This window comes from Pseudarthrobacter sp. W1I19 (assembly GCF_030817835.1).
GTDB lineage: Bacteria > Actinomycetota > Actinomycetes > Actinomycetales > Micrococcaceae > Arthrobacter.
The window spans coordinates 2584660-2599987 of record NZ_JAUSZR010000001.1 but is presented as its reverse complement, the minus strand read 5'-3'; the positions used below and the strand labels follow the sequence as shown (position 1 = coordinate 2599987).

Here is a 15328-nt window from a genome sequence, read left to right as displayed (position 1 = left end):
GCCGCTTCGTATTTCGACTACTATGGCGGTAGTAGTCCCACGTCGCGCTCCGTATCCACGGCCGGCCGTGTGCAATTTTCAGGCCCTGAATATAGTTAGGGCCTCCTAACTAGCAGGCGGTCAACCGCGCGACAAAGATGAAACTGTTGCGAGAGGAGTCCTGCGATGAGCACTGTGGACAGCTTCGGTTCAAAAGGCAAACTTAATGTAGCCGGAACCGAGTACGAAATTTTCCGGTTGAACTCCGTTGAAGGTGCAGAAAACCTTCCGTTCAGCCTCAAGGTATTGCTTGAAAACCTGTTGAGGACCGAGGACGGCGCGAACATCACTGCCGATCACGTCCGCGCCTTGGCAGGCTGGGATCCAAACGCCCAGCCCGATACAGAAATCCAGTTCACGCCGGCACGCGTGATCATGCAGGACTTCACCGGCGTTCCCTGCGTGGTTGACCTGGCGACGATGCGCGAAGCGGTCAAGGAACTGGGCGGCGACCCCAAGCGGGTCAACCCGCTGGCACCTGCCGAAATGGTCATTGACCACTCGGTCCAGATCGATGCCTTCGGTAACTCCGGCGCACTGGAGCGCAACATGGAGATCGAATACCAGCGCAATGGGGAGCGTTACCAGTTCCTGCGCTGGGGCCAGACGGCATTCGATGACTTCAAGGTGGTCCCGCCGGGAACCGGCATCGTGCACCAGGTCAACATCGAGTACCTGGCCCGCACCGTGATGACCCGCGAAATTGACGGCGTGGTGCGCGCTTACCCCGACACCTGCGTCGGTACCGACTCGCACACCACCATGGTCAACGGCCTGGGCGTGCTCGGCTGGGGCGTCGGCGGCATTGAAGCCGAGGCCGCCATGCTCGGCCAGCCCGTTTCCATGCTGATCCCGCGCGTTGTGGGCTTCAAGCTCAGCGGCAGCATCCCGGCCGGCGCCACGGCAACCGACGTGGTGCTGACCATCACCGAAATGCTGCGCAAGCACGGCGTGGTGGGCAAGTTTGTGGAGTTCTACGGCGAAGGCGTCGCCGCTGTGCCGCTGGCCAACCGCGCCACCATTGGCAACATGAGCCCGGAATTCGGTTCCACGGCAGCCATGTTCCCGATCGACGACGTCACCCTGGACTACCTGCGCCTCACCGGCCGCTCCGATCAGAACGTTGCGCTCGTCGAGGCCTACGCGAAGGAACAGGGCCTCTGGCACGATGCCTCCCGCGACATCAAGTTCTCGGAGTACCTGGAACTGGACCTGTCCACGGTTGTTCCGTCCATCGCCGGCCCCAAGCGCCCGCAGGACCGCATCGAACTCACCGAGGCCAAGGACGAGTTCCGCCACGACCTGAAGAACTACGTCTCGCACGATGCCGACGCCGGTACCTTGGACGAATCGCTCGAGGAGACCTTCCCGGCCTCCGACTCGCCCTCCTTCACCAGCGGCGCGACCCACGTCTCCGACACTGACCGCGAGCCCCCGAAGTACTCGGCAGGGCACGGGGGAGCGGGCCGCATCACCAACCCGGTGCCCGTGAAGATGGCTGACGGACGCGAATTCGAACTGGACCACGGTGCAGTCACCATCGCCTCCATCACCTCCTGCACCAACACGTCCAACCCCTCGGTCATGCTGGCCGCCGCGGTCCTGGCACGCAACGCCGTGGACAAGGGCCTCACGTCCAAGCCGTGGGTCAAGACGTCCGTTGCGCCCGGCTCCAAGGTTGTCACGGACTACTACGAGAAGTCCGGCCTGACCCCGTACCTGGAGAAGCTTGGCTTCTACATCGTGGGCTACGGCTGCGCCACCTGCATCGGCAACTCCGGTCCGCTGGAAACCGAAGTCTCGGAAGCTATCCAGGCCAACGACCTCGCCGTCGCAGCTGTCCTCTCGGGCAACCGCAACTTCGAAGGCCGCATCAACCCGGACGTCAAGATGAACTACCTGGCGTCCCCGCCGCTGGTCATCGCGTACGCCCTGGCCGGTTCCATGGACTTCGACTTCGAAACCGACGCACTGGGCCAGGACCAGGCCGGCAACGACGTCTTCCTGAAGGACATCTGGCCCAACCCGGTTGAGGTCCAGCAGGTCATCGACTCCTCGATCGACAAGGAAATGTTTGCCAAGGGCTACGAGGGCGTCTTCGACGGCGACGACCGCTGGAAGGCACTCGATACCCCCGCCGGTGACACCTTCGCCTGGGATCCGAATTCCACGTACGTCCGGAAGCCCCCGTACTTCGAGGGCATGAAGGCACAGCCGGAGCCGGTCAAGGACATCACGGGCGCCCGCGTGCTCCTGAAGCTGGGCGACTCGGTCACCACCGACCACATCTCCCCGGCCGGTTCCTTCAAGTCCGACACCCCCGCCGGACAGTACCTGCTGGCTAACGGCGTGGAGCGCAAGGACTTCAACTCCTACGGTTCCCGCCGTGGCAACCACGAGGTGATGATCCGCGGAACGTTCGCGAACATCCGCATCAAGAACCAGATCCTGGACGGCGTCGAAGGCGGCTTCACCCGCGACTTCACCCAGGAAGGCGGCCCGCAGGCCTACGTCTACGACGCTGCGCAGAACTACCAGGCAGCCGGCACCCCGCTGGTGGTCCTGGCCGGCAAGGAATACGGTTCCGGCTCATCCCGTGACTGGGCTGCCAAGGGTACCGCCCTGCTGGGTGTCAAGGCTGTCATCGCCGAGAGCTACGAGCGCATCCACCGCTCCAACCTGATCGGCATGGGCGTCCTGCCGCTGCAGTTCCCGGCCGGCGAATCCGCGGCGACCCTGGGCCTGAGCGGCACGGAAACGTTCTCCGTTGAAGGCGTCACCGCCCTGAACGAGGGCACCACGCCGAAGACCCTGAAGGTCACGGCCATCGCCGAAGACGGATCTGCAAAGACGTTCGACGCCGTGCTGCGCATCGACACCCCCGGTGAAGCGGATTACTACCGCAACGGCGGCATCCTGCAGTACGTCCTGCGCCAGATCTCCGCAAACTAGCGGGTTCTGTCCAGCAGGCAGCACCTCCCGAAGCCCCGGCCGGTCACCGACCAGCCGGGGCTTCGGCTTTGCAGTGAGCTTTGCCTTTGAGCCGAGGCGTTAGAGTTAAGCGGCACGTCTACCACCCGAAGGAGGGGTCATTGGGAATCTTGGACACCATCCGGAATCCGCAGGACCTGAACAAGTTGACCGAAGAACAGCTGAACCAGCTGGCTTCGGAGATCAGGGACTTCCTGATCACTAACGTCTCCCAAACGGGCGGCCACCTGGGGCCAAACCTCGGCGTAGTGGAACTCACGCTGGCCGTGCACCGCATCTTCGATTCCCCCCGCGACAGCATCGTTTTTGACACCGGGCACCAGTCCTACGTCCACAAACTGCTGACCGGCCGCCAGGACTTCAGCACCCTCCGCCAGGAAGGCGGCCTCTCCGGCTACCCCTCCCGGGCCGAGTCCGACCACGACATCGTGGAAAGCTCCCACGCCTCCTCGTCACTGTCCTGGGCAGACGGCATTTCCCGCGCCCGGCAGCTAACCGGTGAAGGCCACCGGCACGTCGTCGCGGTGGTGGGGGATGGCGCATTGACCGGCGGTATGGCCTGGGAAGCCATCAACAACATCGCAGCGGACAAGCGGCGCCGCGTGGTCATAGTCGTTAATGACAACGGCAGGTCCTACGCCCCCACGGTGGGCGGCTTCGCCGACTACCTGGCCTCCCTGCGCCCCACCATCGATTCCTTCCGCGCCACCCCCGCCTACGAGCGCGCGCTGGACTGGTGGAAGAAGAAGCTGCAAAACGGCGGACCCGTGGGCCAGTTCACCTACAAGAGCCTGCATGCCATGAAGAAGGGCATCAAGGACTGGTGGGCCCCGCAGGGCATGTTCGAGGACCTCGGCATGAAATACATCGGCCCGGTGGACGGCCACAACCTCCAGGCCATGGAGCACGCTCTGTCCACAGCCAGGAACTACGCCGGACCGGTCATCGTCCATGCCATGACCGAAAAGGGACACGGGTACGCACCGGCCCGGGCCCACGAGGCGGACCAGTTCCACGCCGTGGGCATCATCGACCCCGAGACAGGCGAGCCCACCGGCACCGCCGGCGCCAAATCCTGGACCTCCGTCTTCGCTGACGAAATCGCCGCCATCGCCGATGAGCGCAAAGACGTTGTGGGCATCACCGGCGCCATGCTTATCCCCGTGGGCCTGCACAAGTTCGCCGCCCGGCACCCCGAGCGGGTCATTGACGTCGGCATTGCCGAACAGCACGCCCTCACCTCCGCAGCCGGCATGGCCTTCGGCGGGCTCCACCCTGTGGTAGCCGTCTACGCAACCTTCCTTAACCGCGCCTTCGACCAGCTCCTGATGGACGTGGCCCTGCACAAGGCAGGCGTCACCATCGTGCTGGACCGCGCCGGCGTCACCGGCCCGGACGGTGCCAGCCACCACGGCATGTGGGACATGTCCATGGTCCAGATTGTCCCCGGCCTGCACCTGGCGGCACCCCGCGATGCCAGCAGGCTGCGCGAGGAACTCCGCGAAGCCGTAGCCATCAGCGACGCCCCTACGGTGGTCCGCTTCTCCAAGGGGTCAGTCGGTGCCGAAGTGGAGGCGCTCGAACGCCTCAGCGACGGCGTGGACGTCCTCTCCCGGCGGCCCTCCGGCTCCACCGAGAACGACGTACTGATCATCTCCGTGGGCGCCATGTCCGAGCTGGCGCTGGATGTTTCCAACCGGCTCGGCGCGCAGGGCATCAGCACCACCGTCGTGGACCCTCGCTGGGTGCTTCCGGTCCCGCGGTCCATCATCGCGCTGGCATCGCACCACCGCCTGGTGATCTGCATCGAGGACGGCGTCCGCGCCGGTGGTGTGGGCTCCCGCATCCGCCAGGAAATGCGCGCCGCCGGTGTGGACACGGCCCTGAACGAGGTGGGCCTGCCGGTCGAGTTCCTCGACCACGGCACCCGCAACCAGGTCCTGGAACGCGTGGGCCTCACGGCCCAGCAGATTACGCACGACGTCGTAGCCCAGGTCCTGGGGACAAAGGTTCCCTTTGCGCGTCCCCTGCCGGGCCAGCAGCATCCCACCACCGGCAGCCTTCCGATCCTGTGAGGGGAGAGGACCTACTGAAGTATCCGGGCGTTGTGGGGGAGCCTGCAGGAGAAAGGCATCCCGGGCCCGCCCGGGAGCCCCAAGGGCTTGAACCGGGCCACCTGGTGGTTGCCCGCAACCGCAAATGGAACGGCAAAGCGCACTGGGTTGTCCCCGGACGCTACCTGGGCGAGGACCGGCACGGCTGGTGGATCTTCCAGGGAACCAACGAATTCTGCTCCCGGCCCGGTGCCGCGTTCTACACAAAGTCAGACGCGGTCCTCCTGATACCCCGCGACGGCGACTGGGTGGCCACGTTTTACGACGACGCACATCCCGGCGGCGTACGGATCTACATCGACCTGGCCGTGGCGCACGAATGGAACCCCATCCGTCCCACCGTCGCGGAATTCCATGTCATCGACATGGACCTGGACGTGGTGCGGACAGCAGACCGGGGCGTGTTCATCGACGACGAGGACGAGTTCGCCGAACACCGCGTGGCCATGGACTACCCGGCAGCCCTGGTGGAATCCCTCGAGGCTTCTGCCGGACAGCTTTACCAGGCCGTGAAGGCGGAGCAGGCACCCTTCGACGGTACCGACGTTGAATGGTTTACAAAGGGACGGTTATGAGCGGAATTGTCAGGGTGTACAAGCGCGACGACGAAGGAACGCTCCACTTCCGGGAGGCCTGGTTCGATGAGGACTACGAGCAGTTCGTGATGAACTACGGTGTGGTGGGCCACCAGAGCAAAACCGAGGAAACCGACGTGCCGGATGCTGCGGCCGCCGAAGGACTCCTGGACGCTTTTGCGGTCCAGTGCGCGGAGGACGGCTACGCCGAGATCCCGGAGGACGAGCAGTTCTGGATAGTGGCCCAGTTCGCCCTCAAGACCAGGGAAGGTACCGAGCGGGACCGCTACCTGGAGGAAAAGGCCAAGGACGCCCTGATCAGCCACCTCGCCTGGCGGGGGCTCGGCACGGTGGAACGCTCCGAATTCACGGACTTCAAACTCAACATCTTCTGCCTCTGCCCCGAGGTCAACAAAGCCGTCAACGCCATCAAGGTGTGTGCCCGGAACGAGGACCTGGACTTCACCAAGCTCAGCATCGGCGCAGCCCCGCACAGCGACCCACAGAACTTCAAGCTCAAGCACTCAGCAAAGCCCGCCAACACCTTCAGCCTTTAGGAGTTTCCGTGACCACCTACCGCCGCGTTGGAAAGTCCGGCCTGACCGTTTCCACGGTTGGACTGGGCTGCAACAACCTTGGCCGGGCCAACACCCCGACCGAGTCCCAGGAGGCCACCGACGCCGTGGTCAACGCCGCGGTGGACGCCGGAATCATCCTGTTCGACGTCGCCGATACCTACGGCAGGGAACCCGGGCTCAGCGAAACGATGCTCGGGAAGGCGCTCGGCAGCCGGCGGGCCGACGTGGTGGTTGCTACAAAGTTCGGCATGGACATGAAAGGCGCCAGCGGCCCGGACTTCGGTGCCCGCGGTTCCCGCCGCTACATCCTCCAGGCGGTGGAAGCCTCGCTGCGCCGGCTGGGCACGGAATGGGTCGACCTGTACCAGTTCCATACGCCGGATCCGCTGACCCCCATCGACGAAACCCTGTCCGCCCTGGACACCCTGGTCGCCAGCGGCAAGGTCCGCTACATCGGCCACTCCAACAGGGCGGGGTGGCAGATAGCGCAGGCGGAGTACGTTGCCCGTGAACTCGGGGGTGCACGCTTCATCTCCACCCAGAACCACTACAACCTCCTGGACCGGCGGGCTGAGCTGGAAGTCACCCCGGCCGCCGAGGAGTTTGGCCTGGGCGTCCTGCCGTACTTCCCCCTGGCCAACGGGCTGCTGACCGGCAAATACGCGCCGGGCCATGCGCCGGACGGCTCGCGGCTCAGCCACACGCGCAAGAACATGGTCCACGACGCCGACTGGGACCAGCTGGGCAGGTTCAGCAGCTTCGCGAAAGAACGCGGCCTGAGCGAAATCCAGGTGGCATTCTCCTGGCTGGCAGCCCAGCCCTCTGTTGCCAGCGTCATCGCCGGGGCCACCCGGCCGGAACAAGTGCGGCAGAACGCCGAAGCGGCTGACTGGATCCCCTCGGAAGAGGACCTCGCGGAGCTCGACAGTATCTTCCCCGCAGCGCCCAAGGTGGCCCTCTTCTAGGGCACGGGCATGACCGCCTTCCTGCTGGACGTGGACACGGGCATCGACGACGCCCTGGCCCTCGCCTACCTTGCCGCCCTGCCGGACACGGAGTTCGTCTCCGTCACCGCCACCCCCGGAAACGTGGACGCGGAGCAGGTGGCGCGGAACACCCTGGCACTGCTGGAGCTGTGCGGCCGCCCGGGGGTTGAAGTAGCCATTGGCGCCCGCGAACCGCTGTCCATACCCCTGCTGACAACCCCCGAGACCCACGGTCCGCAAGGCATCGGATACGCGGTCCTGCCGGACCCCGAAGGCGCTGTCTCCGGGCGGAACGCTGTAGACCTCTGGGTCGAGCACGCCCGCGCCCGGCCCGGGGAGCTCACCGCCCTGATCACCGCTCCGCTGACCAACTTCGCGCTGGCCCTGCGGGAGGAACCGCGGCTGCCCGAGCTGCTGGCGAAGGTGGTCATTATGGGCGGCAGCTTCTACCACCAGGGCAATACCACTCCCACCGCCGAGTGGAACACCCACGTTGACCCGCACGCAGCCAAGGAGGTCTACGCCGCCTTCCAGGGCCGGCCGCTGGAAAAGCTCCCTATCGTTTGCTCCCTGGACACCACCGAACGGATGGAACTGCACCCGGACCATGTCCGGCGCCTGGCGGAGGCTGCCGGCGCAACAGTTCCCGAACTGGTCCTTCCCGAACAGCCGGAGGGCCAGCGCAGCACCTCGGACAACACCCTGGTGCGGCACTTGTCCGACGCCCTGCGGTTCTATTTCGAGTTCCACCGCCACTATGACCAGGGCTACCTGGCCCACGTCCACGACTACTTCGCGGCAGGCGTCGCCGCGGGCACCCTGGACTTTGTAGCCCGAACGGCCACCGTTGACGTGGAAACCGGTTCAAAAATGCTCATGGGCACCACCGTGGCCGACTTCCGCGGCCTCTGGGGAGTACCGCCGAACGCCCGCGTGGTGTCCGCCAACAATCCGGAAGCTGCCTTCCGGGAGCTGGTGTCCGCCGTCGGAAGCCTGGCACGCCGCATGGGGTGAGAACGCACCGCTGGTGAGCCTCGATCCCTGATGGTTGAACCTGCATTCCCGGTGGTTGAGGCTGCATTCCCGGTGGTTGAGCCTGTCGAAACCCTGCCCGGGGTTTCGACAGGCTCAACCACCGAAGGCCGCCCCGCGGTAGAATTGTCCGCGGACCGGACAGGCGCTGACTGCCTGCCGGCTGCTGCCGAGGTGACATAAGCAGCGTTCCATCCGGCCCGGGCTTCCCGGGCCGTCCGTGCGCACCCTGAAGGAACTCCATGTCATCGCACTCCCTGACGTTGCCGTCCACGTCACCGGCCGCCGCCCGCAAACGCCGGCTGCTGGAAATCCTCGGTGCACTGGCCATCGCCGGCACCTACATCTACCTGGTCCTCAACCAGCCCGCGGACATTACCGGCGGACCCGGAAGCGCCTCCGCCCTGATCGCACTGTCAGGTTTCCTGGCGGGCGCCATCCTGCTCATCGTGGCCGTCCTGCCCACCCTGCCGACGTCCACGCTTGTGCTGATTCCGGTGGCGCTGGTGCTTAACATCGTCCTCGGCCAGTTTGTGGGCAGCACCCTGGTGCCGTTCTACCTCGATGCGATCGGCACCGTACTGATAGCGGTCCTCGCCGGCCCGGCGGCCGGTGCGGCAACCGGCGCACTGAGCAGCATCGTCTGGTCCTTTTTCAACCCCACCGTGCTGCCCTTCGCCGCCGGGGCCGCGCTGATCGGCTGCCTCGCCGGCCTTGCCGCCCGCTACGGCCTTTTCCGCCGCTTCTACCTGGCGCCCGTGGCGGGATTCGTCACCGGCATCATCGGCGGAGTGGTCTCCGCCCCGGTGGCCGCCTTCGTCTTCGGCGGCACCTCCGGTCTGGCCACGGGTGCGATCGTCAGCGCCTTCCGCTCCATGGGGGACAGCCTCCTGGCAGCCATCACCAAGCAGGCCCTGATCTCCGATCCCATGGACAAAGCCATCGTGTTCGCCGCCGTGGCCTTGCTTATCTACGCCCTGCCCCGCCGTGCGAGCCTGCAGTTCCCGTTTGTCCGGCGGCATCGCGTGCTGGCCGGCAAGGCTCCGGAACAGGGCTCCTGACCGCCTCCTGATGCGATTACATCCGCTGACCTCCCTGGCGGCTGCCGGCAGTACGGCGATAATTACGACGGCGGCAGCGTACCTGCCGCTGTCGCTCGCCGTGATCGCGGCCGCAGCGGGCCTCGCGGCCTGGGCCGGTACGTTCCGCAGGCTCCTACCTGCGGCAGCTGCCATTCTGGTTCCGCTGTGCTTGTCACTGCTGGTGCTGCATGGACTGTTTTTCCCGGAGGGCCGTACCGTGCTGGCCGAGTGGGGACCGGCGCGCGCAACTTCCGAGGGGCTCTCCTTCGCAGTCCAGCGGGCGGCCCAGCTTTCCGCCGCGGTCCTGGCACTGCTGGTGTTCTCCTTCAGCGTGAGCGTTCCGGACCTGGTGGCGGCGTTATCGGCCAAAGGGGTGCACGGGCGGTTTGCCTTCGTGCTGGCATCCACCCTCACCCTGCTGCCGGCCATCACCTCCCGGCTGGAGCGCATCCGCCAGGCCCAGGAAGCACGGGGGCTGGTGATCCGGCGCGGCATCCTGGCACGGGCCGCGGCGTTCCGGCTGCAGGCAGTGCCGCTCGTGTCCGCTTTGGTGGAGGACGCCGCAACCCGCGCCGCAGCCCTTGACGCCCGTGGTTTCGGCAGCGGCGGGCCGCGGACCAGCTACCGCGACGTGCCGGACCGGCCGTGGGAGCGGTTCCTGCGGCTCGTCCTGGTGCTGGCCGCCGCCGCAGTGGTGGCTGCCCGGTTGTGGCAGGCGGGCGCCTAGGTGGAATCCAACATTGTCCTTGGTGCCGGCATCAGGAGCTTCGCGTTCCATGACGACGACGCGCCGGTCCTCCGCGACGTGCACATCTCCTTCGAGCCCGGAACATTTACAGCAATCCTGGGACCGTCCGGCAGCGGCAAAACCACCCTTGGACGGCTCCTGGCAGGCTGGCTTCCGCCAGGGCCGGGGGGACGGCTGCAAGGGTGCCTGACGCTTGCTGGAACCAAGCTGCAGTTCCAGGGCGAGGCAACAGATCCGCGCATCAACCCCGCACAGTGGGGCCGGCGGGTGGGTTTCGTTCCGCAGGACGCCTCGGCCATCCTGTCCACGGTCCGGGCCACCGTCGCCGAAGAACTGGCGTTCGGCCTGGAAAATGCCGGTACGGAACGGTTGGCCATGAAGGCCGCGGTGGAACGGACGGCCGTTCTGCTTGGCCTTCGCGGGCTGCTGGACCGCCACCCGGACACACTCTCCGGCGGGCAGCTGCGGCGCCTTGCCATCGGGTGCGCCGTGATTGCAGAACCCGACGTGCTCATCATGGATGAGCCCTTCGCGTCCCTGGATGCAGCCGGGGCGGATGAACTGACAAACCTGCTGGGCCCGCTCCTAAGGCAGGGGACCGCCGTCGTGATCCTCAGCCAGGCCGTGGAGGAAGCGCTCCTCGCTGCGGAACGCTGGATTGTCCTTGAAGGCGGCACGGTGACGGCCAGCGGCGCGCCGCCTGAGCTCACCGCAGCGCCCGGACGGCTGCCGGCAGTCATCCGTTGGACCGGCGCCAGTGGGCTTGAAACTTGGCCGGAGACCCCGCCGCAGCGCCAGCGCTGGCCTCCGCACCCAGCGCACGCTTCGGCCCCCGTCCTGGAGCTGTGTGACGTGGCTTTCGGGTACCCGGACAAGGCGGCGAAAGGCAGGAAGGGCCGGCCAAGCGCCGGCGGGGCAGCGGGGGAAAAGCCGGAACAGGTGCTCCTGGGCGTCGACCTCGAACTCATGCCCGGGGAGATCGTTGCCGTCACGGGACCGAACGGGGCGGGGAAATCGACCTTCCTGCGGCACCTGAACGGGCTGCTGCGGCCCACCTCCGGCACCGTCCTGGTGCACGGCGAGGACATTGCCGGCCGGCCCGTGGGCGAGGTGGCGGCAGCTGTGGGCCTGCTGTTCCAGCACCCGCGCCACCAGTTGTTCGAACGGACGGCCGCCCGGGAGGTGCGGTTCGGCCTCGACCGGCGGTTCGGCGCCAGCGAAGCGGAGGGCAGGACCGGGGCTGCGTTGGCTGCCGTCGGGTTGGCCGAGTCTGCGGACGCCCATCCCGTGGAGCTGCCGGCGTCCCGGCAGCGGTTGCTTGCCCTGGCGACGGTTCTCGCCCGCAGGCCGGCGGTCCTGGCCCTGGACGAGCCCACGGTGGCACTGGACGGCGACGGGCTCCGGCTGCTGGACGCAGCGGTGAGGAACGCAGCAGCGGCGGGTGGTGCCGCCGTCGTCCTGGTCACCCATGACGTGCCCTACGCGCGCTCGGTGGCTGACCGCCTGTTAACGCTCGACGGCGGGCGGCTGGCACCGCTCTGACCCCGGCCGGGGATGAGGGGGCAACAAACACAAAGGGCTCCGTCCGGAGGAACCGGACGGAGCCCTTTGTGCGCGATGCTTCAGCTGAGGCGCTGGCCTTTAGGCGCTTTTACACCCTCGCCGGGTTGCCCGCTGCGTTGCGGGAGGCCACACCTGGCGGCAGGAAGCGATTGCCGTTGACCCGTTCTGAGGCTCCCACCCGGTCAAGGTAGGGGGTGATGCCGCCAAGGAACAGCGGCCAGCCGGCGCCGAGGATCAGGCAGAGGTCGATGTCTTCGGGGCCCTCCACCACCCCTTCTGCCAGCATCAGGCCGATCTCCTCTGCGAGGGCGTCCTGGGTGCGGCGCAACACCTCCTCGGCGGTGGAAGGGTTCGTGCCAAAGGACATCAGGGACAGAGTGGATTCCGGGATCACCTGGCCGCCGTCAGGCCCGGGAGCCCACAGGCCCTTGACGCCGTTGTCGATCAGTTTTTGCAGGTTGGCGGACACAGTGAAGCGATCTCCGAAGGCTGCATGGAGTGACTCCTGGACGTGCTGTGCCACGGGGAGGCCCACCATCGCGCCGAGAGTGAAGGGCGTCATCGGCAGGCCCATGGGGCGGAGGGCGTTATCGGCCACCTCGGCGGGTGTGCCTTCATCGAAGGCCGCGGTCACCTCACCCATCAGCCGCAACAGGATGCGGTTGACCACAAAAGCGGCCGCGTCCTTGACCAGCACCCCGGTCTTCTTCAGGGCCTTGGCCAGTTCAAAGGCGGTGGCCAGCACGGCGTCATCGGTCCGCGGGGCGCGGACGATCTCCAGCAACGGCATCACGGCCACGGGGTTGAAGAAGTGGAAGCCCACCAGCCGTTCGGGATGCTGCAGGTCCTCCGCCATGGCCGTGACAGACAACGATGAGGTGTTGGTGGCCAGGATGCATTCCGGGGTGACGATCCGCTCCAGTTCGGCGAACACCTGCTTTTTGACGTTCAGCTCTTCAAAGACCGCTTCGATCACAAAGTCCGCGTCGGCGAAAACATCCTTCGATACGGAACCGGTCACCAGCGCCTTGGTGCGGTTGGCGGCATCCTGGCTGATGCGCTGCTTGGCCAGCAGCTTGTCCACTTCGGCGTGGACGTAGCCCACGCCTTTGTCCACCCTGGCCTGGTCGATGTCAGTCATCACCACGGGCACTTTCAGCTGGCGTGCGAACACCAGCGCGAGCTGGCTGGCCATCAGGCCAGCGCCCACCACCCCCACTTTTGTCACCGGACGGGCCAGCTTGCGGTCAGGGGCGCCGGCCGGGCGCTTGGACCGCTTCTGGACCAGGTCCAGGAAGGCGTATACGGTGGCGCGGAATTCGTCGGTCTGCATGAGTTCGGCGAGCGTTTCGCACTCAAGTGCCGCGGACTCAGCCTGGGTCATGGTCCGGTTGGCTTCCAGGATGTCCAGGACCTTGCCGGGAGCAGGGGCCGCATTGGAGGTCTTCGCTTCCACCAGTGCCCGGCCGGCCGCCACCGCTGCCGACCAGCGCGCGGCCGTTTCCGGATCAGCGGGGTCGACGGCGTTGGGACGTTTCGCCGTCACCTCACCGGAGATGACTTTCCCGGCCCAGGCAAGGGACTGCTCGAGGAAGTCCGCCGGTTCGAACATGGCGTCGGCAATTCCGAGTGCGAAGGCCTGCGGGCCGGTGAGCGTCCGGTTGTTGCTGAGCGCGTTCTCGATCATGACCTTGACCGCGTTCTGCGGGCCGATGAGGCGCGGCAGGACGTAGACGCCGCCCCAGCCCGGAACCAGGCCGAGGTAGGCCTCCGGCAGGGCCAGCGCACCCGCGCCGGTGGATACCGTGCGGTAGGTGGACTGCAGGGCAACCTCAAGGCCGCCGCCCAGCGCTGCGCCGTTGATGAAGGCGAAGCTGGGCACGCCGAGGTTGGCGAGCGTGCCGTACACGTCGTGGCCCAGCTGTGCCATCCAGAGTCCGTGCTCGCGCTCTTCCAGGTTCTTGACGGCGGAGAGGTCCGCTCCGGCCACCAGGAAGTAGGGCTTGCCGGTCACGCCCACACCGACGATCTCGCCGCGACTGGCTCGCTCCCGGAGTTCCTCAAGCACCGTGCCCAGCTCCACCAGGGTGTTCGGACCCAGGGTGGTGGGCTTGGTGTGGTCCAGGCCGTTGTCCAGCGTGATGAGGGCGAACGTGCCGGGGCTGGACTTGCCGGCATGCGCGGGCAGCTCGATGTCCTGGACATAGGAGTGCGTCACGGTCTCGTGCGGGAACAGATCGGCAAGCTTGGTGAAATGTGCGGCGCTCATGCGGCTCCTTCGGAAACGGTTTCGGCGTTGACGGTCCCGGCTTCGGATGATCCTGGCAGGATTCCGCTGTAATCGGCGTGGTGCGGGTTCTCCCAGATCACTGTGGCTCCCATCCCCAACCCTACGCACATGGTGGTGATGCCGTACCGCACGGAATGATCCTCCTCAAATTGGCGGGCCAGCTGGTTCATCAGCCGCACACCGGAGGATGCGAGGGGATGGCCCACCGCGATGGCACCGCCGTAGCGGTTGACGCGGGGATCGTCGTCGGCAATGCCGAAGTGGTCGAGGAAGCTCAGCACCTGGACGGCAAAGGCTTCATTGATTTCGAACAGGCCGATCTCGTTGATGGACAGCCCGGCGTTTCTTAGCGCCTTTTCTGTGGCGGGGACGGGGCCGATGCCCATTACTTCAGGCTCGACTCCCGCATAGGCGTAGCTGACCAGCCGCATCCGGACCGGCAGTCCCAGTTCGGCAGCAGCATCGGCGGATGCCAGGATGGCGGCGGTTGCGCCGTCATTCAGGCCCGCGGCATTTCCGGCGGTGACGCGCCCGTGCGGACGGAACGGCGTTCGAAGCGCTGCCAGGTCTTCCACCGTAGTGCCGGGCCGTGGCGGTTCATCAACGGTGTTGAGGGACCAGCCCTGGCCCGGCTTCAGGGTTGCCACCGGAACCAGGTCCGGCTGGATCCGGCCGTTGCGCCGGGCTTCATCAAATTTGGTTTGTGACGCCACGGCGTAGGCGTCGGTCCGGTCCTTGGTAATGGAAGGGAAACGGTCATGGAGGTTCTCCGCAGTGTTGCCCATGTTCAGCGCTGCCGGGTCCACCAGCCGTTCTGACATGAACCGCGGATTGGGGTCTGCGCCCGAGCCCATCGGGTGGTTGCCCATATGCTCCACCCCGCCGGCGATCACCACGTCGTAGGCGCCGAAGCCGATGCCGCCGGCGGTGGCGGTGACGGCGGTCATGGCGCCCGCGCACATCCGGTCGATGGCAAAGCCGGGCACGGTCCTGGGGAGTCCCGCCAGCAGGGCGGCGGTCCGGCCCAGCGTCAAGCCCTGGTCACCGGTCTGGGTGGTGGCTGCGATGGCCACTTCGTCAACGCGTTCCGGCGGGAGCGACGGGTTTCGGCGCAGCAGTTCGCGGATGCATTTCACTATCAGGTCGTCGGCACGGGTTCCGGCGTAAATGCCTTTTTCTCCCGCCCGGCCAAAGGGGGTGCGCAGGCCGTCTACAAAAACGACGTCCCGGACAGTGCGCGCGGGTGCGCCGCTGCGCTCTCCGCTGTTGCGGGCTGTGCTCACGTGAAACTCCTCATCGAGACGTAGGCGCCGGTGCATGCCGGTATTCG

The 15328-nt window shown here is 66.5% G+C and carries 12 protein-coding genes; 10 read left to right on the top strand and 2 right to left on the bottom strand.

The genetic code is table 11. The annotated features are described in order from the left end of the window. The first annotated feature begins 165 nt into the window (after positions 1-165). The 10 genes from QF038_RS12270 (at position 166) to QF038_RS12225 (ending at position 11687) form a co-directional block, all read left to right on the top strand. Positions 166-2991 carry an aconitate hydratase gene (locus tag QF038_RS12270; protein WP_307610402.1) on the top strand — a complete coding sequence of 942 codons (2826 nt, stop codon included), beginning with the start codon at positions 166-168 and terminating at the stop codon, positions 2989-2991. A gap of 140 nt (positions 2992-3131) precedes the next feature. Continuing rightward, on the top strand, positions 3132-5105 hold the full coding sequence (gene dxs, locus QF038_RS12265) for a 1-deoxy-D-xylulose-5-phosphate synthase (RefSeq protein ID WP_307610401.1): 1974 nt from the start codon (positions 3132-3134) through the stop codon (positions 5103-5105). Next, positions 5102-5719: a DUF402 domain-containing protein gene (locus tag QF038_RS12260; protein WP_307610400.1), complete on the top strand. Its 618-nt coding sequence runs from the start codon at positions 5102-5104 to the stop codon at positions 5717-5719. The genes dxs and QF038_RS12260 overlap by 4 nt, the downstream gene beginning before the upstream one ends. Then, positions 5716-6276, top strand: a complete 561-nt coding sequence (locus QF038_RS12255) for a hypothetical protein (protein WP_307610399.1) — start codon at positions 5716-5718, stop codon at positions 6274-6276. The genes QF038_RS12260 and QF038_RS12255 overlap by 4 nt, the downstream gene beginning before the upstream one ends. Before the next feature lie 8 nt (positions 6277-6284). Next, entirely contained in the window at positions 6285-7262 is a 978-nt protein-coding gene (locus QF038_RS12250) for an aldo/keto reductase (RefSeq protein ID WP_307610398.1), read from the top strand. 9 nt (positions 7263-7271) lie between these two features. Further along, positions 7272-8297, top strand: coding sequence for a nucleoside hydrolase (locus QF038_RS12245; protein WP_307610397.1), 1026 nt, complete (start codon positions 7272-7274; stop codon positions 8295-8297). A gap of 30 nt (positions 8298-8327) precedes the next feature. Beyond that, the gene (locus QF038_RS12240) at positions 8328-8498 is read left to right on the top strand and encodes a hypothetical protein (protein ID WP_307610396.1); all 171 of its coding nucleotides are present in this window, start codon (positions 8328-8330) and stop codon (positions 8496-8498) included. 59 nt (positions 8499-8557) lie between these two features. Beyond that, positions 8558-9376, top strand: coding sequence for an ECF transporter S component (locus QF038_RS12235; RefSeq protein WP_307610395.1), 819 nt, complete (start codon positions 8558-8560; stop codon positions 9374-9376). A 10-nt stretch (positions 9377-9386) separates the two neighbouring features. Continuing rightward, positions 9387-10124 (top strand): energy-coupling factor transporter transmembrane component T, encoded by a 738-nt coding sequence (locus QF038_RS12230; RefSeq protein WP_307610394.1) that lies wholly within the window; start codon positions 9387-9389, stop codon positions 10122-10124. Further along, positions 10125-11687 carry an ABC transporter ATP-binding protein gene (locus tag QF038_RS12225; RefSeq protein WP_307610393.1) on the top strand — a complete coding sequence of 521 codons (1563 nt, stop codon included), beginning with the start codon at positions 10125-10127 and terminating at the stop codon, positions 11685-11687. A gap of 109 nt (positions 11688-11796) precedes the next feature. On the opposite strand, the gene QF038_RS12220 is transcribed toward QF038_RS12225, so the two are convergent. After that, the gene (locus QF038_RS12220) at positions 11797-13977 is read right to left on the bottom strand and encodes a 3-hydroxyacyl-CoA dehydrogenase NAD-binding domain-containing protein (protein WP_307610392.1); all 2181 of its coding nucleotides are present in this window, start codon (positions 13975-13977) and stop codon (positions 11797-11799) included. Next, positions 13974-15281, bottom strand: coding sequence for an acetyl-CoA C-acyltransferase (locus tag QF038_RS12215; RefSeq protein WP_307610391.1), 1308 nt, complete (start codon positions 15279-15281; stop codon positions 13974-13976). The genes QF038_RS12220 and QF038_RS12215 overlap by 4 nt, the downstream gene beginning before the upstream one ends. Positions 15282-15328 lie beyond the last annotated feature (47 nt).